Raw genomic sequence first — 24,679 nt, 5'->3', positions numbered from 1 at the left:
CCGGCACCACGGCTGGATGCTGGACTCGCACTCAGCAACGCAAAGAAAACGAGCGGCGTGAGCGCACGCGTTCGCCCTCGTCCAGCCAGGTGCCGCAAACCGTGCGAGGTGCCGGATAGCGGCTCCATTGCGATCCATCCAGGCACTCAGTAATTCCTGTGACCCGGCCGGAAATCTCTCGGCGCGCGCGGCGGCCTGCCGGACACTTCGGCAATCGAATAGCGTGCGTGCTTCGCTTCGTCATGGGCGTTTGTTTCAGCCCTGCCGTCCGCCGCGCTGTGCCCAGCCGGTGCATGAAGGATGAGCGCATTCAGCGCCGCAATGAGCCCATTCGCGTCGTGCGAAGCGAAGAACACGTGCGATATCGTTTTCCAGTCACGCAGCGTTTCCGATGCGAAAGGCCCCGGCTCGAGAGTCAGGCCCGCCTTGCGCCGCAGCAGCCGTTGCATACGCGACTTCGACGCAAACGGGTGAGCCACGCGCTCAAGAATCATCCACACCGTCAAAACCGATGCAATCGCGCCGATGGCGGCGAGATACGAAACCAGCTCGCGCATGGACAGATCGCCCTCGTCGAACGGCAACAGATACCGGTACGCGTAGACGGTGATGCCCCCCCACATCGAACCGACACACGCGGGCCGGATGAGCCGGAACCATAGAATGAGCAGAATCCCGCGTGCCTTGCCCTTTTCGGCGATGATCTGACGCGCGGAACGCAGGGAGAGATCAATGACGGGCCTGTTGTTCATTTTGAATACCTCGATCGGGGCTAGTCCAGACTGCACGCTCACCACGCCGACGCAGGGTGATGACGGGCAGCGCGACGACGGTGGTGACCATGTTGATCAACCAGAACGCCAGCGGATACCAGACGGTATCCAATATATAGAGCAGCAGCTTTTCGTCGTACCGCCTGTCGATCAGGCAGCCGACAATGATCTGCAGGACACAGGTCGCCACCAGCAACATGCCGTGCCAGTGTGGCACGAGTGCGACGTTCCAGTCCTCCGGCAATGAATAAACGGTGCCGATCGCCGCGAGCAGCAAAATAAAAGACATCGAATATGCCCACGCAATACCGAGCACATACTCGATGAACAGCGGCCACATCATGAGCCGCCTCGCGCTCATGAGCGTGCCCGAATACTTGAACAGCACCTGAATGCCCCCTTTCGCCCAGCGCAGGCGCTGCTTGTAGAGACCTTTCAGCGTCTCGGGCATCAGGATCCAGCTGAGTGCGTGTGGCTCGTACGCCACGCGCCAGTCGTTGCACTGGAGCTTCCAGCTGATATCGATGTCCTCGGTCAGCATGTCCGAGCTCCAGTATCCAACATCGGCAAGCGCGCTCTTGCGGAACATCGTGATGACACCGGACACCGTGAAGATCCGGCCATAAACCTGCTGCGTGCGCTTGATGAGTCCGACAATCGACGAAAATTCACCGACCTGCATCCGCCCGAGCAGTGAAGTACGTGTGCGGATACGCGGGTTGCCGGTCACCGCTCCCACGTTCGGATCGGAAATGAAGTGCTCCAGCATCCATTCGATAGCGTCGTCGCCAAGCAGCGAGTCACCATCGATGCACATCAGGAACGGCGCGTCGGTCACCACGGCGGCCGTCGTCAGCCCAATCGCCTTGCCCTCGTTCTTCGAGTGATGAACCACGGTCAAATGCGGAATCTCGGCCGACAGTTCGTTCAGCACGTCACCCGTGTGGTCGCGGCTACCGTCGTTGACCGCGATGATTTCGTAATTGGCGTACTTGAGCGTCGCCAGATGACGCAATACGCGGCGCGCGTTGGACTCCTCGTTGTAGCACGGCACGATGATCGCCACCTTCGGCATCCCTGCCATTCTCAATGCGCGCGGCGAGCGGGTTCGCCCGTGCTCCAGCGCAAGAAAATGAACGGTCCCGCCGATCATCCAAAGATAGGACATAAAAAACGGGTAGAAGAAGATGAAATCCTGAAGCCGGTTGATCACGATATGCATCATTGATTCATCCCCCCTGGTGTGCTCTTGAGCAGCGCATTAATCGCAGTTGGATCGAGCCGCGATCGCATCGACATGACGTCGCGCATCACGAGCGCGTTCGGTAAGTCGCGTGCGTAGTTGTCGGGGTAGTAGCCGAAACTCACCATGCCGGATTCCCGAAGATGACCCATCTGCTGGGTCAGACGGTCGGCCGGTATGTTCTCACCCGTGCGGAAATCGATCGCTTCCAGGAGAAAGACCGTTCTACGGGGTCCATGCGGCACGGCACGTATGTGCTGGCCGAGCGTGTCGAGCCAGTTGTCCACGGACGAGACGCCCTGTCGCGACGGCATGGCGAGCAGGCCAACGAAATCGTAGTTGTTCAGGAACGCCTGATAGTCCTGCGCATAGTGCTGCCCGGCGTCCGGGTCGAGCACGACATCGGGAAAGATCGTGCGCACGGTCAGCACCTCGTCGCTGTTCTGACTGTCGAGGACGATGCGCTGCAATTCCTTCGAGAATTCCAGAAGATGGCGGGTTTTCAGGTTACCCCAACGCTTCGCGAGTTCAGGATTCGCCCGAATCTGATCAATGTCGTGCGGCAGATTCCAGCTCGCGAGCATCTGGCGACCGTGCTGTCCGGCATCCTCGAAATCGCTGAGCGTCGCGTCTTCGCCGAAGAGCAGCCCGGTAAAAGCAGCGTATTTCCCAAGGTCTTCGTATAGCTCACGCACGTACGCGCGTGCAGTCGGGTCGAACGGACTCAGTCGCCGCACGTTCGACACTCCGGGCGGTACCGTACTGCCCCTTGAGGCGGTCACGAACTCGACGCGGCCGTTAAGCTGCGCGGGCACCGCGAAAGCGAGCATAGGCATCCACGCATAAACCTGCACGTTGGAGCGCGTATTCAACTGCCACGCCGCACGGGAGAACAGATCGGAACGCACGGGCAAATGCCGGTTCGGAAAATACATCGCCTGAGCCACGCCGGTGTGCGCGGGATCCGAGAAGGCCTGCAGGTAAACCGAACTTGGCTGCAAACGATAAATCCGCTCGATCAACTCACCGAGTTTCTTCTCCTGCACATCGGGCGCGGGATCATAGACATCGTCCAGCGAAACCACGACAACGCGTTCCACCGGATTGATCTGCCCGCGATTCTCCGCCGGCTCACGCATCGAGCGCTCCAGACCACCGACGTCGAGGTCATACGTCGCGAGAATCCGGCGCAGGCGGTCGAGCGGAATGTCGCTCGTATTCGGCCCGGACTCGAGCGTGAACTGCGTAGGCATGCCAAGGCGCGACGACACGTTGCGCACGGTCAGATTCTGCGCGCCATACGGCCACACCATAGAGCGAATCGACACGCCTGTCTGATTCTTGACCTGCCGCATGCACCTGGCCAGATCAGTTCGCACGCGCGACTCGAATTCGGCGTCCGTCTCATAGCGCTGCTGATCCTTCAGATACAAATGCGACGTCGCCGCCGGCAATTGATTGCCTTGCGGATTGGCCACGGCGCCGTGATGCAGGTCGTGTGTATGACACGCCAACTCGACGAGCCCCGATGCGGCTACCGCGCGAATCTCGTCCCACGACATGTACGTATTGCGCGGCACGACGACCGTGTCCGAAAGTCGAATGCTTGAGTCCGCGGGCGTGTCTATCCACGCTGTCACGATCCCCATGACAGCCGGATAATCGAATTGCTTGAGAAGCGGAAGCACCTTGTCATGGTGGCTCTTGAAGCCGTCATCGAAAGTCAGCAGCACCGCGCGCGGTGGCAAGGGCTTGCCGCCATGGCGCGACGCTACGATCGCGCCGAACGTGACGGGGTGATAGGCATTCGACTCCAGCCACGAAAACAGCGATGTCAGCGTGCCGGTATCGACCGCATACGGATCGAGCACGTTGTTCGTATTGAATTCGGCTCGCAGATTGTCGCGCACGTCATGAAAGCAGAGCACGCGAAACGTCTTGCCATCCGCGGGATCAGCCGGCGGAAGGATGTCGATCAGTTTGGCCGGCGCGATCGACGGAAACAACGTGCAGCCCGCCATGGCCCCCAGGCAGCTGCATACGAAACGTCGACGTGAATCCATCGCCGGCCTCCCTTCACAATTCAAAGTCAGAACGGCACCGTGAGCGCGGCGTAGGCAGTAACGGACGTTTCTCGCGAACCGTCGTAGGCGTGGCTGAGTACGCCGACGCCATAGAGAAGCGAGATGTCGTGACTGAATGTCCACGCCTGTTCGATGCGTCCACCGTATTCCGCACTCGTGCCGAAGCCGCGCTGGTTATACGCGCCCACGATCAGATAGGTGCGCTGCACCAGGGCCTTTTCGCCGCTGCGCCACATCGCCCACTGGTGCATCGCGACCACTTCGGCCGTGTAATCTCGCGAAGGCGCGAAGTACGCCGCGTTGGTGATCGTGTTGCTGCTCGTGTTGAGATTCAGTGTGAGATTCACCAACTGGTTTGGAGCGGTAAATACACGCTGTGTCCCACTCAACGCAATCTCCTGATTGAAGTTGGAGTCGCTATAGCGCGCGGCGCCGTACGATACGGACGCCGAACGCCGTTCGGTGTCAGTGAAATTCAAGCTGAACTGTGCGGTTTTCCCCCACAGATGCTGGACGTAAGCCTTCCAGGGAATTGCATTGGAGTCGCTGTCGACCCCCGCGCTGGCCGACACATAGTCATTGAACGCAAAGCTGACTTCGCCGTTGCCGCCGGTTCGTCCATTGCCGCCCATCGAACGGGTCACCTCACCGGTCACGGTCAGCGGTCCGTTGCGATAGTCGCCGCCGGCACCGACACGCGTACGGCTGATGTTGCCAATATCCGTGTCCGCATAACCGTAGAACGTATGGGCAAAAACGCGCCAATAGTCGTAGATGGGTGGCGAATACAACGTCGTGTCGATGCTGAACTGGTTGTCCGCCAACACCGAGTTGCCATGTTCGCCACTTGCATCGACAGACAGCACTGGCGCGCGGTATGCCGCGAAGTCGCGCTTGAAACTGCGCACGGAACCGTTCTCCGGAAACGTGTCGTCGAAGGCATCGTTGATGCGGCGTGCGCTTGCATAGTCGCCCAGCGCAAGCGATGCCCGGCCCAGCCCCGCCAGGCTCTCGATGTTGTCCGGGTGGTCCGTCAATGTTGCGGAGTACATGTCGCGCGCGTGCCGCGTCTGGGACATGCCGAGCGTCGCGTCGGCTTGCGCGTTGCGCACTTCCGAGTTGAACGGCACCTGTTGCTCAAGACGTTGCAGTCCGGCCATGCCCGCACTCGTCTGGCCCTCGTAGATCTGAAACTGCGCGAGCAGGCGGTAGTAGCGCAGATAGTCGTCGTTCGCAACGTCCCACGGATGAACCTCACTGGCCGGTGGCAGCGAATGCTGGATGTCGTCGAGCACCTGCTGGGCTTGCGCATATTTGTTCTGGTCAGTGAGCGCGTAAAACAGACCTTCGCGCAAATCAATCAGACGCGTGTGCGTGCCGTACTGATATCCGAGCGTCGCCGCATCGGCGGGAACCGAGGCTGACTGTTCGATCGCGCGGCGATAGACCTGCTCCCCCTTCGCCGGTTGCTGCAGATAGGAATAGGCCTCACCCACCGCTGCGAGGGCTTCGACCGAAACCTCGGACTGCTGCGGGATCGATTCGAACGCGGCGACGGCATCCTCCATCCTCCCGCGCGCCGCGAAGGCGACAGTACGGTCGCCGGCAAGCGATGCACGCACTTGCGCGTATTCCGGCGTTTTGGGCAGTCGCGAGTCGAATTCATCCGCCTTGCGAATGGACGCATCGAGTGCATCGAAGCGATCGGAACTCGTCATCGAACGAACCTTGTCCCGACCACCCCTCACTTCCTGCCGGATGCTGAGTTCCTCGATCTGCGCGATGTCGACCGGCGAGAACACATCGGGTCTCGCCTTGGCCTGTTCAAGTGCGCGAATCGCGCCGCCACTGGTGGCAAGTGCGAGGACGCTTTGGCGCAGCGCGTCGTTAGGTTGAAGGCTCTGCTGCCCAGCAGCAGCTGCTGGAGGGATCTGCCCTAGCGATCCAGGCTGGGGTCCCTGATCCCGTGGATTAGCAGGTGTTGGCGTGCCGGCAGCGGGTGCCGCACTCAACCCGCTCGTCGGGGCGAGCGGCTGCGTACTCATCTGCTCCTTAGGCGCCTGCGCTACGATTTCTTCCGCAGGCGCTTCAGACTCACGCGCAACCGGGGCGGTCACCGGTATGGGCGCGGTGCCTGCCCTCTCCTCGGGAGACGGTGACGCCACGGCCACCGCGTAGATCGTTGTGCCGAACGCATCGGACATCACGGCTCGACTCGGCGGAGACGCGTCGAGAGGTGCGTCGGCCAGCGCGACAACGTACACCACCGGCTTCTCGCCACGCGACTCCATCGCCACTACGTCTTCGCTTTCGAGCGCGGCAAAGGCGGACAAAAGCAGGATGGCTGCGCGCGCGCAACCTGTCAGCTGCCGCTGCGAAGGCGCCGCATATACATGTTTGTTCTCATTCATGTCACCAGTTCCCTGCCGAAAGTTAAACGCGAAAATGCGAGTCCCCTGGCGCAATCGATGTGCCTCAATTGGCACACTAATGCTTAAAAACTGGACGGGATGGTTACATCAATCAGTTGAACGAATACGCAATCGGATGCAGTAAACAAGGTACTCGCGACGGGAACGGGAAAGCTAACCTCAGCTCAGTAAAATCTGTAACGAGACTTTATTCACGCAATGGAGCCGGACGTCCGGCTTTTGTCTGATTGAAGAAACTGCTTGCCCGCGGCGCGCCTTTGCGTGTCTTTGCGTGTCTGACGCCGATGGAGAATTTATTTCGTTTTAAGCCGTTCAACATCCCAACTGTACGGCGACTGGGCCAACGCGAGCAGCTTGCTGCTATAAAGTGAAAGCACCGCCGGAGACTCCTTCAAGCCCGCCAAGGTTGCATTTCGCTCCGTCGATTCCTATCCTTTTGATCATCCGCCAGGGAGATCAATCATGGTGGTCTTCAAGAAACGCGATCTGCTTGCGCTTTCTGGCATCCTGCTCATCGCGTGCACTGACGTGCCGTCTGTAAAAGCACAGTACGCACAGCCAGCGCAACCGCAGAGCATGCAAACCGCCGCACCTGCGGCACCGCGTCCACCCTCGGCAAACCCCGCGCCGCAACAGATGCTCTATTACGTGTGCGGCAAACCCGGGATCGATTCGCACGTCACCTCGCCCGATCCGGACCATCCTTTCAACATGGCGATATCGTTCGTGTCCGCCGCCGATGGTGCACTGCTCTCCGACGTCGCGGTCAAGGTTCGGCGACACGGCCGCGTCCTGATGGATTTCGTTGCAGCAGGTCCTCACTGTCTGTTCTCTGTACCGGAGGCCGACTACCGTATAGAAGGCACATATCGTGGCGAAATGAAGTTCGAGATCGTGCAGACTGGAAACATGAACGCCCGGATAAAGTGGTAGAGCGACCGCGACACATACCGGGCATTACGCGTGCGCAACTGCGTGATACGCAGGGCGACATGACGTTGAGCGTCATTGCGGCTTGAGACCCAGCACCGGAGGGAAACGCGGGCCATGGCGATGCCGAAACACCACGAACGAGAGCCAGACGACACGCCGGCGGACGATGTAGAAGTGTCAGACACCCGCGCCGCTGATAGCGTCGACAATCCCGAGCGCCTCACTGCAGGAGCATGGCTCAGCCTCGGCCTGAGTCTTTCGTTTTACCTGCTCATGCTCGCGATCGGCGCGAAGTACGATAGCGACCACCATGCTCGTGCGAAGCCTGCCGAACCGGATCACTCGACACTCTCGGGTCCGGTAGCGAACGCGCCCGTGGCCGCGAGTGACCAGGCGGCGGCGCCCCGGTTCGACGGGCCCGGTATTCTGCTCGCGCGCGCGCGCGCCTGCGCAGCCGTCGCTCAATGGGATTGTGTGATCGAAGCGACTAGCGGCGTCATCGCCCGAAGGGGCAGTACGCCCGAAACCAGGGCGCTGCTTACCCAGGCCATGATCAACGGGGGATGGGTCCCCGCGAACGCACCAGCCGTGGCGCCAACCGTTCAGCCGCAAGACATTCCTCCGGTCTCTGTCACACCTCCGGGACCGAAGCGAATGACGAAGCATGTGCATCGGCGCGTCCCTCGCCCGCCCGTGCTTCGCTACGCAACAACGACACGCTACGATTTCCCGAGCTATATGCCCGGTATATACCGGCATTGATAACGCTATCGTCAATCCAGAATGGCTGACGCGTGCTTTTCTGAATTAAATTGGTCAGCGTTCTGTATGCAGGCGAGAAACTTCAATTCGGGTCCTGACTTATCGCTCGGCTGAAAAAGCATTTATCGAGGGCTTTCCATTTATCGTCGAGCCTCGGGTAAACGCGATCTTTGACTTTCACACGCTGACGCGAGTGCACCGGGTGCCGTTACGCACCCTACGTGCTACACGACCGCTCACTCATCCGGCAACGCCGAAAGCGGTGTAGCGACATGCTCGAGCGGTTTGCGCTCCGCGTCCACGCCCCATATCGCGGCGATCAGCGCTGCGGCGAGCATCAGCGCGGAGCCGACGAGGTAGCCGATGAACACTTCACTGCGCTGATGCGTATCGACGAGCCGGCCGAAAAAGGCCGGGCCTGCAATCCCCCCGAGCCCAGTACCAAATGCGTAGAACACCGCAATCGCGAGCGCGCGAATTTCAAGTGGGAAAGACTCGCTGACGGTCAAATAAGCCGAACTCGCCGCCGCCGACGCGAAGAAGAAGATCACCATCCACGCGACCGTTTGCGTCGTCACGGTAAGCCAGCCCTGCGCGAACAGGTAGCCGCTTGCCGTCAACAGCAGACCCGACAGCGCGTAAGTCGAGGAAATCATCGTGCGTCTGCCAAGCGTGTCGAACAGTCGGCCGAGCACTAGCGGACCGAGAAAGTTGCCGAGCGCGAACGGCAAAAGATAGAGCCCCACGTCGCCGCCTGGCACGTGATAAAAGTCCGTGAGCACGAGCGCGTAGGTAAAAAATATCGCGTTGTAGAAGAAGGCTTGAGCGGTCATCAGCGAGAGGCCGACGAGCGCGCGTCTGCGATGCCTTACGAAGATCACGTGTAAAACCGTGCGTATCGACGTATGACCCCGCGCGCGCAGACGTAGCGGCTTGGTGGTGGTGGAAGCGAGGATATGGCCAGCCTCGCGAAAGCGCGCTTCGATCGCTTCGACCACAGTGCGAGCCTTGTCATGCTCGCCGTGCGTCAGCAACCAGCGGGGGCTTTCGGGTATCCACGTACGCATCGGCAAGATGATCAGCGCAAGCACCGCGCCAATGAAGAAGCACGCGCGCCAGCCCCAGTCCTCCGGTAGCCAGTGCGGGTCGAGCAGGACGAGCGAGCCCGCAGCTCCGATGCCCGCCCCCACCCAGAACGTGCCATTGATGCCCAGATCGGTCCATCCGCGCACGCGCGCCGGTGTGAATTCCTGGATCGTCGAATTGATGGCCGCGTACTCACCGCCGATACCCGCGCCGGTCAACGCGCGAAACGCCATGAAACTCGCGAAGCTCCACGAAAACGCGGTAGCCGCGGTGGCAAGCAGATAGACCGCGAGCGTGACGAAGAACAGTTTGCGGCGCCCCAGCCGGTCCGTGAGCCAGCCGAAACCGAGCGCACCGCACACCGCGCCCGTGATATAGGCACTACCGGTGAGGCCCACCTGCGTGTTATCGAAATGCAGCGTTTGGCTCGTCTTCAGCGCGCTCGCAACCGCCCCCGCCAGCGTCACTTCGAGCCCGTCGAGCAACCAGGTGACGCCGAGCGCCAGGACGATCAGCACGTGAAAGCGGCCCCATGGCAGACGGTCGAGGCGCGCAGGGAGGTCAGTCTCGATGACGGTGGACATTTCGGTGGTGTTCATCGCACGGGGACATCCACGGTTGCGTGACTATCGCGTAACTATTGCGTGACTATCGCCGCGCCTCGCAAGCACGCGGCGTACCTGGCCTTATCCGAACATTGGCGAGTATCGTTACAATGCAGCCTCCTCCGGATCATGAACAAAACATTGTAGAAGGCAACAGGTATCGCTATGTCTGCGTTGGTCGCCACTGTGGCATTACTTATCGTCGCCTATGTCCACGTGAACATTCCTCGCTTCACGGGTAGAGGCCAGAAACGCTTCATCGCGCACGCGATGCTGCTGATGGTCGGCATCGTGTTCGGCGTGCTGTCAGCCATGCTGGCCGGCACGGCGGCGCCCCCGTGGGCCGTGTTTGTGACCGGCCTCGGCGTGGTTCATGTGCCTGCGCTTTGCGTGCTTGTGATCAAGCGACTGAGGCGTTCGGGACGGAGCTGATCGCTACGCACCGACAATAGCCGCCGTCCCTTTCGTTCGTTCTGTCTGCTGCTCGACGCCCTGGCGGGCACGGTCGTGCTCGTAGAAGACACCGTCGGCAAGAGCCATCGTTCACGACTTCCTGACGAGGCGTAATTCAACGTGTTCATTCCGCTATGAAATTGACGCGTCGAATGATCGACGATCGCCGGCACGGTCGAACGATGCTACGCTCGAAACGTTTCCATACCTGGTAGCGATTTTCCATTTGAGCGGCCGCCATGAAAATACACTCCGATGATTTCCGCGCACCCGAGGGTCAAACCGTCGACCTCAAGAAATGGCCGACACGCGTGAAGCCCCTGTGCAAGACGAAGGACGAGTATCGCGCGGCACTGGCCGAGCACGTCAAAAAGCTGAGTGAACTGCAGGACAAGCTCTATGCGGACAATCGCTTCGCCGCGCTGTTCGTCTTTCAGGCGATGGATGCCGGCGGCAAGGACGGTTGCATCAAGCACGTCATGTCGGGTGTCAATCCGCAGGGCTGTCAGGTGTACAGCTTCAAGCACCCGAGCGCACAGGAGCTTCAGCACGATTTCCTCTGGCGCACTTCGCGCGACCTGCCCGAGCGCGGCCGCATAGGCATCTTCAACCGCTCGTACTACGAGGAGGTGCTCATCGTGCGTGTCCATCCCGAGATACTCGGCGGCGAGGGGCTGTCGCCCGCAGTCGGGTCAGGCAAGTCGCTATGGAATGGCCGCTACCAGTCGATTGCCGGATTCGAAGCCCATCTCTCCCGCAACGACACGCGTATCGTGAAGTTTTTCCTTCATTTATCGAAGGAAGAGCAGCGCAAGCGTTTTCTCGAGCGCATCGACGATCCGTCCAAGAACTGGAAATTCAGCGCTTCCGATATGGCGGAACGGGAATACTGGGAGGGTTACGCCAATGCCTACGAGAAATGCATCTCGGCGACCAGCACGGAACAGGCGCCCTGGTACATCGTTCCGGCTGACAACAAGGACGACGCCCGGCTAATCGTCTCGCAGATCATCGTCGACACGCTGGAAAAGCTGAAGCTGAGCTATCCCATTACGACCGCGGAACGGCGCGCCGAACTGCTCAAGATCCGCGAGCAACTGGTGAACGAAGCGGTGTAGTTCACACTGCATCATTCATTCACCTCGCTTCTGTTTCAACAAAATCCGCGCGTCGAAACCGTCGTCGGTCTCGAACGCGCGGACGCCCGCAGTCGGGTAATTCCCCACGCTAGATCTGGATTTCCCGCATGGCTTTCAGGCACACGCGCATCTCGTCTTCGAGCTGCGCGAACAGCTCCGCAGCCGGCAAGCCACGCGCGAGCGCCGCGGCTTGTCCGGCCCATTGAGCGCCGTAGCCGAACTCGCCCTTCGCCTTCGCCGCCGCATGGAGCGCCTTGCCGGTGTCGTACGCAATCGGATAAGCGGGCGTTTGCGGCGCGCGAGGATCGTCGCCGAGTTGCGTGAAGCGGTTGACCATGCTGCGTGCAAGCCGTCCTGAGATGGCCTTCGTGAATGTCGTGCGGCGCGCGGATTCACCGAGCAGCGCACGGCGATACCCCTCGTCGATCGCCGTTTCCGCGCACGCGACAAACGCGGTGCCAAGTTGCGCGGCCTGAGCGCCGAGTGCCAGCGCCGCGACGATGCCCGCACCGTCCATGATGCCGCCCGCCGCGATCACGGGCAGAGGGCTCGCGCGAACCAGAAGGCGCGTGAGCGCGAATGTGCCGAGGCGATCGTCGGTATCCGGATCGAAGGCGCCGCGATGGCCACCTGCTTCGATGCCCTGCGCGACGATGGCATCGACACCGGCCGCTTCCGCCTGCTTCGCTTCGTCGAGACTCGTCACGCTTGCCAGCAGCTTGCAGCCCGCTTGCTTGAGTTCGGCGATCACTTCGGCCGACGGCAGACCGAAGTGAAAGCTGACCACCGCGGGCCGCTCTTCCACGAGCATCGTCTGCATCGCGCGGTCCACGAGGAAGCTCGTGTAGATTTCCTGCGGCTCGGCCGGAGGCGTCGCACCGTATTGCGCGAACGCGTCGGCAACCCAGTCCGACCATGCGCGTTCCACCGCGCTATCCGCACGCGCGGGCTGATGGCAGAACACGTTGACATTGAACGGCTTGCTGGTCAGCGCGCGCGTCGCACGGATAGCCTTGCGGGCGGCATCGGCATTCATCGCGCCGAGGCCGAGCGACCCAAGCCCACCCGCGTTCGACACGGCCGCCGCCAGTTCGGGCGTGCTCACGCCCGCCATGGGCGCCTGAATGATCGGCTTTTCGATGCCGAGCAGGGTCAACAAGCTTCGGTTTCCTGATGAATCTGTCATTTCGATTTCTCCATGAATCACCCCCTTCCTGCGCGTCGCCGGAAACGGCTACCATCCGCGCGCCCAATGCGCGAGTATGCTACACACCGCCAGCATCGCGGCCAGCGGCAATCAATTAACCATGATATTCCTGCTGCCGATACGGTCGGCCAATACACCAAGCCGCGTTGCGCGCAGCGTCGTCCGGCACGCCAAACGCGTTCGATCGGGGGGGCGGCGAGCCATTTCGGATCATGTAAGGCACGAGACCCAGCGCGCGAGGCCAATGCCGATCAGGCTCGCCCCCGCGCCGGACACGGTGGCACTCCAGACGTTGAACGACGCCTGCGCGGCGGGATTGAGGGCTGCGGGCTGCATTTTTTGCTCTCCATGCGTCAGCGCCGCACGCGGCGCCTCGGGTCGATGGAAACGACTCTAGATTAGTCAGCAAATAGAGAGAATCCACGACATGCGGAAGTCATTCTTCCGCCTGGCGATTCAATCGTGGTCGGTAATGCGCTGCAATTGCGCGAAGGCCAAGCCGCCGACCCGCGCCCGCAAGACTGTTTTCGTCCAGCGCGGCGACGAACACGTCCATCGCATCGATTCGGTCCATTTTTGTCGTGACCGGTGTGATTATGGTGACTGACGCGGCATGGGCCGATCGAGTCTAACGCAAGGCGAATACGTGGCTAGAATCGTGCACATTGGCACACGCTACGGAGCGCACGATGACCGCTGACGAACGCGCGATACACGAATTCGTGAACACCTGGATGGCCGCCAGCCGCGCCGGCGACACCGCGAAAGTCCTGAGCCTGATGACCGACGACGTGGTGTTCATGGTCCCGGGCATGGAACCGTTCGGCAAGGCGGAATTCGCGGCCGCGTCGGCGTCGCAGGCGGGCATGCACATCGACGGCACGGCGCGGATCGTCGAGCTCCAGGTACTGGGCGACTGGGCCTTCATCCGCAATTACATCGACATCAGCGTGACCCCGCCTGGCGCCGTGCAAGCCGTGCGGCGCGCGGGCTATACGCTCACGCTTTTGCGCCGCGACGCTAGCGGTCGCTGGCTGCTTGCGCGCGATGCGAATCTCGTCGATGTGAAGCCATAGCGCAGCACAGATTCACGCCGAAAAAACCGCCATGCCGCCGCCCCGTGCACCGTCTCGCCGATGAGACGATCGCGCATGAACTTGAGCCGGCACGGCATTCAACATCAGGGGCACTATTCATAGACTGTTTGCGTCGCGTCGAGAGTCAGTCGCCTCAGGCGCGCTGCCGCTCGACATCATGCGTCCACATCCATGTCACCGAATCAGCTGAAAAGGCCACGCCCATGACCATGCAAGCCCTTGTCCTCGACCGCTACGACGGCCCGCTCGAACTCACCACACTCCCACGTCCAGCCCCGTTGCCAGGCGAAGTGCTGGTGCGGATCCACGCGGCTGGACTCAATCCACTCGATACGAAGATCCGTGCCGGCAAAGCCGCCCACGCGAAGCATCCGTTGCCGCTCGTGCTGGGCATCGACATGGCGGGCGTGATAGAAGCCGTCGGCGCGGGCGTAACGCGCTTCAAACCTGGCGATGCCGTGTACGGCATGACCGGCGGCGTGGGCGGCATACAGGGCACGCTTGCCGAATATGCGGCGGTCGATGCCGACCTGCTCGCGCACAAACCCGCCAGGTTGTCGATACGCGAAGCTGCTGCATTGCCGCTCGCGTTCATCACGTCGTGGTCCGGCATCGTCGATCGCGCCGGGTTGAAAGCCGGGCAAACAGTGCTTGTTCAGGGCGGTGCGGGCGGTGTCGGGAACGTTAGCGTTCAACTGGCGCTCGCACTCGGCGCACAAGTCTTCGCGACGGCCAGTACGCGCAACCAGGCGATCCTGAAAGAACTGGGCGCCACACCGATCGATTACTCAGCGACAGGCGTAGAAGAGTATGTGCAATTGCACACAGGCGGCACGGGCTTCGATCTTGTGGTCGATACGGTAGGCGGCGTGACGCTCGACGCGTCGTTCGCGGCAGTCCGGCACTTCGGGCACGTGGTAAGCGCGCTCGGCTGGGGCTCGCACGCACTGGCGCCGCTTTCGTTTCGCGAGGCCACCTACTCGGGCGTGTTTACGCTCTACCCGCTGCTGAGCGGACAGCATCGGGCGCATCACGGCGAAATACTCGCGCAAGCGACGCAATTGGCCGAGGCCGGCAAGCTCACGCCGCGCGTGGACCCTCGCCGCTTTGATCTGCGCACGGCCGCAGCGGGCTACGAAGCCCTCGTTGACGCGAGCGCGCGCGGCAAGATCGTCGTCGACATAGTCTGAGTGCAAAAGCCGAGCGCGCTACGTAAAGTCAGGCAAATGGCTGCACGTCGTTGTATCGCGCTGTTTAGTTGTGCCGCCCCTCGTCTTGCGGCTCCTCCCCTCTGCAACGATCGCGCCTGGCCTTTGCCTCGGCAGAGCTCGCGCGTCGTCCGGCACCCGCATGCCGGCGTCGTTAGCTAACGTGATACCGACGCCGGGTACAAACCCGGCGTCGTTCTCTTTTTTTGTACACCTTCGCACCGCTTGCCTCGATTTTTCTCCCATAATGTCCCCCGAGAGGATGCTTACGGGAACGCCAGCTAGCCCATAGCACGGCACGACCCGGCACCTCATCGATACCGGATTGCATCGGGTGTGTGCTGTCACAACCGCAAGAGGGCGTCTTTGAGAAAGCGAATCGTCCTGTTCGTCCTTGTGCTCCTCGGACCGTGGGCGCCGCTCTTCGCGGCACCGCCCGCCACAGAGCGCGCGCCTGACACCATGCAGGCACGCCTGCTCGCCTGCGCCGCCTGCCACGGTGTACACGGCGAAGGCACCGACAACGACTACTTCCCGCGTCTCGCCGGCAAGCCCGCCGGCTACCTGTTCAATCAGCTGATTGCGTTCCGCGACGGCGGACGCAGTTATCCGCCGATGAACTATCTGCTCGCTTATCTGCCCGACGCGTACCTCAAGCAAATGGCCGAGCACTTCGCGCAGTTGCACCCGCCCTATCCCGCGCCCGCCGCGCCGCGGGTCGACGCCGCCACGCTCGATCTTGGCAAGCAGCTCGTCCTGCACGGCGCGCCGCAGCGCAAAGTGCCGGCCTGCGCGGCCTGCCACGGCGCCGAGCTCACGGGCATGCGCCCCGCCATTCCGGGCCTCGTCGGCCTGCACGCCGATTACATCAGCGCGCAACTGGGCGCGTTCCGCTACGGCACGCGTCACACGGCAAGCCCCAACTGTATGCACGACATCTCCTCGCGCCTTGCTGACCGCGAGATCACGGCGATCGCCGCGTGGCTCGCCGTGCAGCCCGCGCCCGCGGATCCGACGCCTGCGGCGCCCGCGCCACTGCCGATCGCCTGCGGCAGCGTCCCCAACTAGCCGAGGCCTCGACGTGCGCAAACTTCGATCCCTCAAATTCGGTATCCCGCTCCTCGTCGCGACGCTGTGCGCGGCCGGCGCGCTCGTGCGCGCCCAGACGGCCACGCCGCCCGCGCCCGGCAGCGCGGCCGAAAAAATCGCGCAGGGCGAATACCTCGCGCGCGCGGGCGATTGCATCGCCTGCCATACGAACCCCGGCGGCAAGCCGTTCGCAGGCGGCCGCGCCATGGAGACGCCATTCGGCACGTTCTATTCGCCGAACATCTCGTCGGACAAGGCGACCGGCATCGGCGCCTGGACCGCTGACCAGTTCTATCGCATGCTGCACGAAGGCAAGTCGCGCGATGGCACGCTGCTCTATCCCGTCATGCCGTTCGCGTCGTACACGAACGTCACGCGCGCCGACTCCGATGCGATCTTTGCATTCCTGCTCTCGACGCCGCCGATCCACCAGCCGAATCGCGAGCACAACCTGCGCTTCCCGTACAACCAGCGCTCGCTCCTGATCGGCTGGCGCACGTTGTTCTTCCGGCCCGGTGAATTCAAACCGGATCCTGCCCAGTCGGCGGAATGGAACCGCGGTGCCTACCTCGTCCAGGGGCTCGGCCACTGCGTGATGTGCCACACGCCGATCAATGCGCTCGGCGGCGTTTCGACGTCGAAGCAGTTCCAGGGCGGGCTGATTCCGATGCAGGACTGGTACGCACCGTCGCTCACGTCGAACAAGGAAGCCGGTCTCGGCGAGTGGAGCATCGAAGAGATCGTCGATCTGCTGCAAACGGGCGTGTGCACGCGCGGCGCCGTCTATGGGCCGATGGCCGAAGTCGTCAAGAACAGCCTCCAGTACCTCAGCGACGAAGACATCCGTGCGATGGCGGTCTATCTGAAGGCGTTGCCAGGCCACGCAAACGAAGTCGACACTTCGCCGCGCAGCACCTACAACGCCGAAGAAGCGGCCCGTCTCGTGCCGCTCGGCAGGAAAATCTACGCGGCGCAATGCGCGGTCTGTCACGCGGCAGAAGGCCAGGGCATGCCGCCCGCCTTCCCGCCGCTCGCGAACAACCAGTCGATCCAGATGAATTCCGCGGTCAACCCGATCCGCATGGTGCTCAACGGCGGCTATCCGCCGGGCACGATCAAGAATCCCACGCCCTATGGCATGCCGCCGTTCGCCCAGCTGCTGTCCGACGAGGAAGTGGCGGCCGTGGTGACTTATATCCGCACGGCGTGGGGCAATCACGGCACGCCGGTGTCCGTGCGCGAAGTGAACGCACTGCGCGCGGCGCCGCTCTTCTGAGGCGCTCACGATGATCGAGTCCCCTGTTCCCGAAAAACCAGGCGAACGCCCGCTGGCTGAGCGCGTCGACGAGATCGTGCAGCACGGGCCGGGTGGCGCGCTCGCGCTGGCGACCGTCTCAACGGCCATCGTGACGATCATCTGGTTCGCGTTCTATTTCCTGGTGTTCCTGCCTCGCGGCGTCATTCAATAAATAAAACGGTCCGATCCCATGTCGAGCCCAACCGATCCCCATGCCAGTGCCGACGTCGCCGCCCGCGTAGAGCGCCGCTGGGCAGTGGCGATGGTCCTTCTTGTGTCCGTACTGGTCGCGATGGTCGTCTTCACCGGCCTGCACTGGGCGATGATGCCGCCGTCACGCGTCGAGACTGTCGACGTCACCTCGCTGCACATGAGCGGCGAATTCGTCGAACCGAACCTCGGCAGCGTTGTCGAGACCGACGGCTCGGTGACAGTGCGCCTGATTGCTCAGGAATACTCGTTCACGCCGCAGTGCCTGCTCGTGCCCGCAGGCGTGCCGATCACGTTTCGCGCGACTAGTGCCGACGTCATACACGGCTTCCTCATCACCGACACCAACCTGAATACGATGCTCGAACCGGGCTATGTATCGACGTTCCGCACGACCTTCGATCGCACGGGCGACCACCTCATGCCCTGCCACGAGTACTGTGGCCCAGGCCACCAGGGCATGTGGGCACACGTGAAGGTCATCGACAAGGACTCGTTCATGCAGATGGCCACACAGGCCGGCAACGCGGGGAGACTCAGCTGTGTTAAATAACAAGCGACTCGTCCTGGCTCACTTCTGGCTCGCGTTCATCCTGTTCGGCGTCGCGCTGCTGCTCGGCGCGTGGCAGATGCTGGTGCGCAGCCCGCTGCATCCGTGGCTGCAGAACCCCGAGTTGTATTACCGGTCGGTCACCGAGCACGGCACCGTGATGGGTTACGCGCTGCCCACACTGGTCGCGATGGGTTTTGGCTACGCGGTCAGCGAACTCGCGCTCAAGCGGCCGCTCATCGGCGTGCGCTGGGCATGGACCGGCTTCATCCTGGTCGCGCTCGGCGGGGTCACCGCGTCCGTGACTGTGTTGCTCGGACTCGCTTCCGTGCTCTTCACGTTCTATCCGCCGATGATCGGCAACGTGTTCTATTACATCGGTGTCGTGCTAGTCGTGGTGGGCTCGTGGGTCTGGGTCGCGCTCATGGCCGTCAACTGCCACTGCTGGAAACGGGATAACCCGGGAAAGCCAGTACCGCTCGCCATGTTCTCCATCACCGCGGGCGCCTACCTGTGGGGCTGGACCGCCGTGGGTGCCGCGATCGAGGTATTGTTCCAGATCCTGCCGGTGGCGCTCGGCCTGCGCACGACCATCGACGCCGGCCTCGCGCGTGTGTTCTTCTCGTGGACGCTGCACGCAATCGTCTACTTCTGGCTGATACCCGCGTATGTCGCCTACTACACGATCGTGCCGCGCGCGATCGGCGGGCGGCTCTACAGCGATGCGATGGCGCGTATCTCATTCATCCTGTTCCTCGTTGTCGCGATGCCGATCGGCCTGCATCACCTCTTCACCGATCCGCACGTGGGTTCCGGCTTCAAGTTCGTGCAGACCGTGTTCACGGCGCTCGTATCGGTGCCGACGCTGCTCACCGTCTTCACGATTTGCGCCTCGATCGAAATCGCGGGCCGCCTTCGCGGCGGCACGGGCACGTTCGGCTGGATTGCGAAGCTGCCGTGGGACAATCCGCAGATGCTCGCCGTCGCGTTCTCGTTCGTCATGCTCGGCCTCGGCGGCGCGGGCGGCCTCATCAACATGAGCTACCAGCTCGACCAGACGATCCACAACACGCAGTGGATCACGGGCCACTTCCACCTGATTTTCGGCGGCGCGATCGTCATCATGTATTTCGCCATTGCCTACGATCTGTGGCCGCATCTCACGGGCCGCGCGCTCAACAACTGGCGGCTCATGCGCTGGCAACTGTGGCTGTGGTTCATCGGCATGATGGTCACGACGATTCCGTGGCACTTCGTCGGCATCATGGGCATGCCGCGCCGCATGGCCTATTTCGACTTCACCGATCCCGCGATCGCGCCGCAGGCCATGCTCGTCGTGATCTCGGTGTTTGGCGGGCTGATACTGGTCATTTCGGGGATCCTGTTCATCATCGTGCTGCTTCAAGGCCATCGCGGCGAGCACATCGCGCTCGAGGAATACCGCTTCAGCACGCCGGTCCATGAGCCGCACACACTGCCCGTCGCGCTCAACAGTTTCGCCTTGTGGATCGTGCTCATGATCGCACTCACGGTCACCAATTACGCCTATCCGATCGCGCAGGCAATCGCGAACAACAACACGTCCGTACCCGCGATCCCCATTGGAGCGCTGCGATGAACGACGATACGCTGTTCTCGTTACGCAATCCGTGGTTCCGCGCCGGGGTGGGCGCGACGATTGTGGCGTTCATCGTGTCGGTGTTGATTGGGTTCGTGTGGCTGCCTTCCGTGAAAACCGATCCGTACTTCACGGGCATCTGGAACGCGATCTGCAGCGCCGCGGGCGTGCCGCGCCAGTGGCATCCGGTCGAATCGGCTGTCCCGCCAGGCAACAGGGTCAGCACGGTCCAGCTCACGCCGCACTTGCTCGACAATCCCACGCAACTCTCGATCGGCCGCGGCGCGACGCTCGCGCTGCGCTGCACGATGTGCCATGGACCGCAGGGCATCAGCGAGGCGAATTCGCCGAATCTCGCGGGACAACCCGCGACCTCGATCTACAAGCAACTGCAGGACTTCCGCAGTGGCGTGCGCGTGAGCGCGGTGATGTCGCCGATGGCGCGCAACCTCTCCGACCAGGACATAGTCGACCTCGCGGCCTACTACTCGTCGCTGCCGCGCCCCGTGCACGTGAACGGCGCGCCACCCCCGATCGTGGCGCACGGCTCGCCCCTGCGTAACATTCCGGCGTGCGCTTCGTGCCACGGCGGTATCGAGCTCATGACGGGCGCCCCGTCGCTCGACGGTCTGCCCGCGGCCTATACGAAGGCACAGATGCTTGCGTTTGCGGACGGCTCCCGGCACAACGACTACTCAGAGCAGATGCGCAATATCGCGCGCAACATGACACTCGCGGAGATCGATGCAGCAGCGGCCTGGTTTGCCGGGCAGCCGCGGCCTTGAGTCGATGCGGCAAGCGCATCCCTTCCCGATACAGCGGAGAAACATCATGCAGAAGACGGCATCGGCCAGATGGCACGGTGGCATCAAAGACGGACAAGGTACGATCTCCACGCAGACCGGCGTGCTCAAAGACGCGCCGTATGGCTTCGCATCGCGCTTCGAAGGCGGGCCGGGCACCAACCCCGAGGAACTCATCGGCGCCGCGCATGCGGGCTGCTTCACGATGGCGTTCTCGCTCTTCCTGACCAATGCGGGTTTCAAGGCCGACAGCATCGAAACCAAATCGACCGTTACGCTCGACAAGGTGGGCGAAGGCTTCGCGATCACGGCGTGCGATCTCGACATGACGGCGAAAATCCCGGGCATCGATCAGGCCAATTTCGAAAAGCTCGCGACGGCTGCGAAGGAAAATTGCCCGCTGTCGAAGCTATTCGCCAACAACGCGAAGATCACGCTGAAAGCAACGCTTGCTTCGTGAGCGTGCGGAGCGCCGCGTTGCTTGCCGGCCATCGGTGCGGGGTGCACATCGTGCATGACCGGCGCGCGGCCGGTGTCACCGGATGAGAGATTTTTATGGCCATTCCCCATGCGTCACCCGGCGAGCCGTTCGACGTCAGGCCGCTAGGCAGCGCGCTGAAGGTCGCAAAGTCTACGACGCTGATCCGCTCGAAACAGCTTGAAGTGATCCGTATCGTGCTGCCCGCGGGCAAGCAGCTCGCCGAACACCACACGCCGGGCGAGATCACCGTGCAATGCGTGGAAGGCGTGGTGCGCTTCACCGTGAACGGCGAGCCGCGGACGATTCACGCGGGCGACATGCTGCTGCTCGAAGCGGGCACGCCGCACGCGCTGGAGGCGCTCGACGACGCCTCGCTGATCGTGACGATCCGTCTCGCGAGCGAGAAGGCGTAACGGCGCGATAGAAACGGGGCAGGCGCGGCTGACGCAGCGTCTAGTCACCTTTCGATGCATGTCGTGACGCGGCGGGCGCTACGCTAGTCTTCCCATCGCGTCGCGTCAGGCACTCAGCACATCGATAACCGTACCCCGGCGTCTCTGCAATCGCGGGCGAACGAGCCTCAGTCCTCCCCCACTGAGCAAACGTTAAACCGGCTGCCAGCGCTTCATCCGAACGAATCACCGAAGTCCCCTGGATCTGCCACACCCGCATTCGCCACGCGCCGGATAAACCGGCTCGGCAACGACGCCCGGGTCGCCCCGCACCGTTAGTCCGTGTTACCACCCGCTAGCGGAATCGATCCGGACTCGCCTCGTGCAAATGCGCGTTCCCCAATCATGACGCGACAAGCGCCGTCCCTCCGCACTCGATCCGCGGCTTCCCGCCACAGCCGGATACCGCGTCGCACGCACAAATGCTTCGAGCGTTTCATCGACGAGCAGCGCGTTTTTTGTTGCGCCCGAAACCGTTAGGTGAGTCTCGCTGGAGACCAGCCCGTGTTGGCCCTGCTTGCCGGTGCACTCGGGATTTTCCCTAACAACGCGAACAGCCAAGCGCAGGGCCCACCTGTCAATTCTTAGCCCAAACCGACACATTTCTTACATAGACCCTTCCTATCATTCGTGTGCGTCGCAATGTCGCGCTCTACAAAAAAACGGTTGTCAATACATCCAACACAGGGTCCCCCTACATGTCATCGCACAACAACCTGCGCCCAGCGCTCTGTCTAACGTCCGTTGCCGCTGCGTGCGTACTCGCAGCTTGCGGCGGCTCCAGTGGTTCGAATAATTCGAATACCGCAACGAGCACGAACTATTCGGGCGTGGTGGCGGCAAGTTCTTTCGTCGCGAGCGCGACCGGCAACCCGACCATGAAGGCCGGTTACTACGCCGGCGCCACCGTGTTCGTCGATACCAACGGCAACGGTGTGCTCGACAGCGGGGAACCGTCCACGACGACCGACAACAGCGGGCATTTCTCGCTGACCTCGAGCGCCTCGGGCCAGCTCGTCGCCAATATCACCACCGCGGCCACGAACACGGCCTCGGGTGCGAAGGTCGCCGGCCACCTCATCCTGCGCGCCTCGACCGCCCAGATCGCCGACCAGGGCGCCGCCAACGTCGTGATCAGCCCGATGTCGAGCGAAGTGCAGCGCCTTGTCGAAGCCAACAGCACCACGTACGCGGCCGAGAAGGCCAATCTGTCGACGCGCCTGTCCGGCCCGGCATTCAACACCGCCTCCGTCACGGTGCCCGCCGCCGACGTCCTGGCCGACCCGAACACACTGACCGGTGCCGAGCAATACAGCGTGCTGTTCGAAGAAAACGCGCTGACCAACCGCTACACCTACGCCACGACGAAACTCGATCGCGGCGACAAGTACCCCGACGCGCTGGCCGTGGCCGGAGGAGACCCCACGCTGACCGGCGTTGCCGGCATCACCGCTGGCGAAACCATCCCGGCCGACACGCGCACGACGATCAACTTCGCGCAGGCCCAGCAGGCTGCGTTCAACGTCGAAGCCGTTCCGCGCTACGACAACATTTTCGTGATCATGCTGGAAAACAGCAGCACGAACCGCGTCAAGGGTTCGACGTCCATGCCGCAAGTGAACAATATGATCACGAACGGCAACTACTTCTCGACCTACTTCGCGACGGGTAGCCCGTCCGAGCCGAACTACACCGCGCTCGGCGGCGCGGACGACTTCGGTATCAGCGACGACGACTGGTGGGGTTGCGCCGCCATCGGCGCCAACACCCCGACGGACAAGGCTTTCGCCGGCGGCACCGCGTCCGACGGCCAGCCCCTGCCGTCTCACGTCGCCGTGACGTCTGCCGACCCGATCATCGGCACCACCGCTGGCGGCGTCACCGTGCCCGTCACGGACCTGCTGTCCAACAGCAACAAGACGACTACGGGCGCGGAATGCGCGACGGACGGCACCGCTAACCACGCCAACCACAACATCATGAGCGCCCCGAACCTGTTCACGCAGATTTCGAACGCGGGCATGACGTGGCGTACGTACAGCGAATCCATGAACCCGGGTCAGGATCCGCGCGCCGACAGCCTCGGTGACACCGCTGAAGTGTCGGCGTACACCGCGACCGATGGGTCGATCTCTACGACGGGCACGGCCATCGCCATGGTCAAGTCGCTCTACAAGACCAAGCACCACCCGGGCATGGCCTACCAGAACGTGCGCAATCAGCCGGAGTTCTTCGCTAACAACCGCACGATTTTCGGCACCCAGTACTACACGAAGGCAGCCGACCTGACCGCCAACACGCTCTACACGGTTCCGACCGGCTACAACGTCGACCAGTTCAGCACCGACCTGGCCAATGGCGACGTCGGCACCCTGAACTTCATCATGCCTGACCAGTGTGACGACCTGCACGGCACCGGCAGCGATACCACCTGTTCGGACACGGCCAGTGCAAGCGGTAGCGTTCCGATCCATTCGCTCTTGACCCGCGCCGACTACTACACCAACGCCGTGGTGCAGAAGATCAAGGCCTCGCCGCTGTGGCAGAACAAGCAGCGCAACGTCGCCATCGTGGTCATGTTCGACGAAGGCAACGGTACGTCGAACGGGGCTGGCAGCTCGTGCTGCGGCTGGGACGTGGGCGGCAAGGCCACGCAGATGCAGAACGCCGATGGTTCCTGGTCGGCTGTGCAGTCGAACTACGGGCTCGGCAACAAGGGCCACGGCAACTCGATCTTCGTTCTGCTGACCAACCAGCAAGACGTAGGCACGGCACCGAAGGGCATCGCGGACAGCGATACGTACAGCCACTTCTCGTTCGTTCGCACGCTGCAGGACATGTTCCAGCTGGCCGACCCGGGTGTTCCGGCTTCGTACGCCAACCGTTCGAAGTACACGGAATCGTATATCGCGCAGAACATCGCCAATCTGCCTGAGTACGTTGGCAGCGCCGACACGCACTACGACTCGGTTCGTCCGATGAACCACGCCTACGCGATTCCGGCCGGTTACACGCAGAAGTTCCAGACGGGTGACGTGACCGACGCGGCGCAAGTCGGTCCGGACACGACCCAGAAGAACCTGTGGGCGATCAAGTAACAACCAGCGTCAAGCACCAGGCACGCGCAGGCGTGCGACTCACCTGGCTGTAGCCGGCG

The 24,679-nt window shown here is 62.3% G+C and carries 22 protein-coding genes; 15 read left to right on the top strand and 7 right to left on the bottom strand.

All coding sequences use genetic code 11. The features are described 5' to 3' along the window. Window positions 1–146 precede the first annotated feature (146 nt). Genes L0U80_RS20345 through L0U80_RS20330 form a run of 4 tightly spaced genes read right to left on the bottom strand, consistent with a single transcriptional unit; the run spans window position 147 to window position 6,511 of the window. A complete protein-coding gene (locus L0U80_RS20345; RefSeq protein WP_233869112.1) occupies window positions 147–752 on the bottom strand; it encodes a Biofilm PGA synthesis auxiliary protein PgaD in 606 nt (201 codons plus the stop codon). Next, window positions 730–1,998 (bottom strand): poly-beta-1,6-N-acetyl-D-glucosamine synthase, encoded by a 1,269-nt coding sequence (gene pgaC / locus L0U80_RS20340; protein WP_233869110.1) that lies wholly within the window; start codon window positions 1,996–1,998, stop codon window positions 730–732. Before pgaC ends, L0U80_RS20345 begins: the two co-directional genes overlap by 23 nt. Further along, complete coding sequence (gene pgaB / locus L0U80_RS20335; protein ID WP_233869108.1) at window positions 1,995–4,079, bottom strand: poly-beta-1,6-N-acetyl-D-glucosamine N-deacetylase PgaB; 2,085 nt, start codon at window positions 4,077–4,079, stop codon at window positions 1,995–1,997. The genes pgaC and pgaB overlap by 4 nt, the downstream gene beginning before the upstream one ends. 26 nt (window positions 4,080–4,105) lie before the next feature. Continuing rightward, the gene (locus L0U80_RS20330; RefSeq protein WP_233869106.1) at window positions 4,106–6,511 is read right to left on the bottom strand and encodes a poly-beta-1,6 N-acetyl-D-glucosamine export porin PgaA; all 2,406 of its coding nucleotides are present in this window, start codon (window positions 6,509–6,511) and stop codon (window positions 4,106–4,108) included. 483 nt (window positions 6,512–6,994) lie between these two features. On the opposite strand from L0U80_RS20330, the gene L0U80_RS20325 reads away from it, so the two are divergent. Together L0U80_RS20325 and L0U80_RS20320 are read left to right on the top strand one after the other, a co-directional pair. After that, the gene (locus L0U80_RS20325) at window positions 6,995–7,465 is read left to right on the top strand and encodes a hypothetical protein (RefSeq protein WP_233869104.1); all 471 of its coding nucleotides are present in this window, start codon (window positions 6,995–6,997) and stop codon (window positions 7,463–7,465) included. A 174-nt stretch (window positions 7,466–7,639) separates the two neighbouring features. Beyond that, window positions 7,640–8,227 (top strand): hypothetical protein, encoded by a 588-nt coding sequence (locus L0U80_RS20320; protein WP_233869101.1) that lies wholly within the window; start codon window positions 7,640–7,642, stop codon window positions 8,225–8,227. Between the two features lie 236 nt (window positions 8,228–8,463). Here the strand turns inward: L0U80_RS20320 and L0U80_RS20315 are convergent, their stop codons facing one another. Further along, the gene (locus L0U80_RS20315; protein ID WP_233869098.1) at window positions 8,464–9,912 is read right to left on the bottom strand and encodes an MFS transporter; all 1,449 of its coding nucleotides are present in this window, start codon (window positions 9,910–9,912) and stop codon (window positions 8,464–8,466) included. Between the two features lie 171 nt (window positions 9,913–10,083). On the opposite strand from L0U80_RS20315, the gene L0U80_RS20310 reads away from it, so the two are divergent. Continuing rightward, a complete protein-coding gene (locus tag L0U80_RS20310; protein ID WP_233869095.1) occupies window positions 10,084–10,350 on the top strand; it encodes a hypothetical protein in 267 nt (88 codons plus the stop codon). Between the two features lie 260 nt (window positions 10,351–10,610). Next, window positions 10,611–11,489, top strand: a complete 879-nt coding sequence (locus L0U80_RS20305) for an ADP-polyphosphate phosphotransferase (protein ID WP_233869092.1) — start codon at window positions 10,611–10,613, stop codon at window positions 11,487–11,489. A 109-nt stretch (window positions 11,490–11,598) separates the two neighbouring features. Here L0U80_RS20305 and L0U80_RS20300 read toward each other — a convergent pair whose 3' ends face one another. Beyond that, window positions 11,599–12,696 carry an NAD(P)H-dependent flavin oxidoreductase gene (locus L0U80_RS20300; RefSeq protein ID WP_233869089.1) on the bottom strand — a complete coding sequence of 366 codons (1,098 nt, stop codon included), beginning with the start codon at window positions 12,694–12,696 and terminating at the stop codon, window positions 11,599–11,601. A 231-nt stretch (window positions 12,697–12,927) separates the two neighbouring features. After that, entirely contained in the window at window positions 12,928–13,053 is a 126-nt protein-coding gene (locus L0U80_RS31550) for a hypothetical protein (protein ID WP_267954851.1), read from the bottom strand. 353 nt (window positions 13,054–13,406) lie between these two features. Here L0U80_RS31550 and L0U80_RS20295 point away from each other — a divergent pair, with 353 nt between their 5' ends. The 11 genes from L0U80_RS20295 (at window position 13,407) to L0U80_RS20245 (ending at window position 24,620) form a co-directional block, all read left to right on the top strand. Beyond that, window positions 13,407–13,793 carry a YybH family protein gene (locus L0U80_RS20295; protein WP_233869086.1) on the top strand — a complete coding sequence of 129 codons (387 nt, stop codon included), beginning with the start codon at window positions 13,407–13,409 and terminating at the stop codon, window positions 13,791–13,793. 224 nt (window positions 13,794–14,017) lie between these two features. Then, window positions 14,018–15,004, top strand: a complete 987-nt coding sequence (locus L0U80_RS20290) for a zinc-dependent alcohol dehydrogenase family protein (RefSeq protein ID WP_233869083.1) — start codon at window positions 14,018–14,020, stop codon at window positions 15,002–15,004. 402 nt (window positions 15,005–15,406) lie between these two features. Beyond that, the gene (locus L0U80_RS20285) at window positions 15,407–16,090 is read left to right on the top strand and encodes a c-type cytochrome (protein ID WP_505880159.1); all 684 of its coding nucleotides are present in this window, start codon (window positions 15,407–15,409) and stop codon (window positions 16,088–16,090) included. Between the two features lie 13 nt (window positions 16,091–16,103). Continuing rightward, window positions 16,104–17,387, top strand: coding sequence for a c-type cytochrome (locus tag L0U80_RS20280; protein ID WP_373322236.1), 1,284 nt, complete (start codon window positions 16,104–16,106; stop codon window positions 17,385–17,387). Between the two features lie 10 nt (window positions 17,388–17,397). Beyond that, window positions 17,398–17,580 (top strand): hypothetical protein, encoded by a 183-nt coding sequence (locus tag L0U80_RS20275; protein WP_233869080.1) that lies wholly within the window; start codon window positions 17,398–17,400, stop codon window positions 17,578–17,580. Between the two features lie 18 nt (window positions 17,581–17,598). Next, the gene (locus L0U80_RS20270) at window positions 17,599–18,171 is read left to right on the top strand and encodes a cupredoxin domain-containing protein (RefSeq protein WP_233869077.1); all 573 of its coding nucleotides are present in this window, start codon (window positions 17,599–17,601) and stop codon (window positions 18,169–18,171) included. Further along, window positions 18,161–19,786 (top strand): cbb3-type cytochrome c oxidase subunit I, encoded by a 1,626-nt coding sequence (locus tag L0U80_RS20265; protein WP_233869074.1) that lies wholly within the window; start codon window positions 18,161–18,163, stop codon window positions 19,784–19,786. Before L0U80_RS20270 ends, L0U80_RS20265 begins: the two co-directional genes overlap by 11 nt. Further along, window positions 19,783–20,571, top strand: a complete 789-nt coding sequence (locus L0U80_RS20260) for a c-type cytochrome (protein ID WP_233869071.1) — start codon at window positions 19,783–19,785, stop codon at window positions 20,569–20,571. The genes L0U80_RS20265 and L0U80_RS20260 overlap by 4 nt, the downstream gene beginning before the upstream one ends. Before the next feature lie 46 nt (window positions 20,572–20,617). Further along, the gene (locus L0U80_RS20255) at window positions 20,618–21,049 is read left to right on the top strand and encodes an OsmC family protein (RefSeq protein ID WP_233869067.1); all 432 of its coding nucleotides are present in this window, start codon (window positions 20,618–20,620) and stop codon (window positions 21,047–21,049) included. A gap of 95 nt (window positions 21,050–21,144) precedes the next feature. Next, window positions 21,145–21,483 carry a cupin domain-containing protein gene (locus tag L0U80_RS20250; protein WP_233869064.1) on the top strand — a complete coding sequence of 113 codons (339 nt, stop codon included), beginning with the start codon at window positions 21,145–21,147 and terminating at the stop codon, window positions 21,481–21,483. 737 nt (window positions 21,484–22,220) lie between these two features. Next, window positions 22,221–24,620, top strand: a complete 2,400-nt coding sequence (locus L0U80_RS20245) for an alkaline phosphatase family protein (RefSeq protein ID WP_233869061.1) — start codon at window positions 22,221–22,223, stop codon at window positions 24,618–24,620. Window positions 24,621–24,679: the final 59 nt, after the last annotated feature.

It is taken from the genome of Paraburkholderia adhaesiva (assembly GCF_021390575.1).
In the GTDB taxonomy this organism is placed as follows: Bacteria; Pseudomonadota; Gammaproteobacteria; order Burkholderiales; family Burkholderiaceae; genus Paraburkholderia; species Paraburkholderia adhaesiva.
The sequence above is the reverse complement of the archived record's forward strand: the minus strand, read 5'-3'. Positions and strand labels throughout refer to the sequence as shown.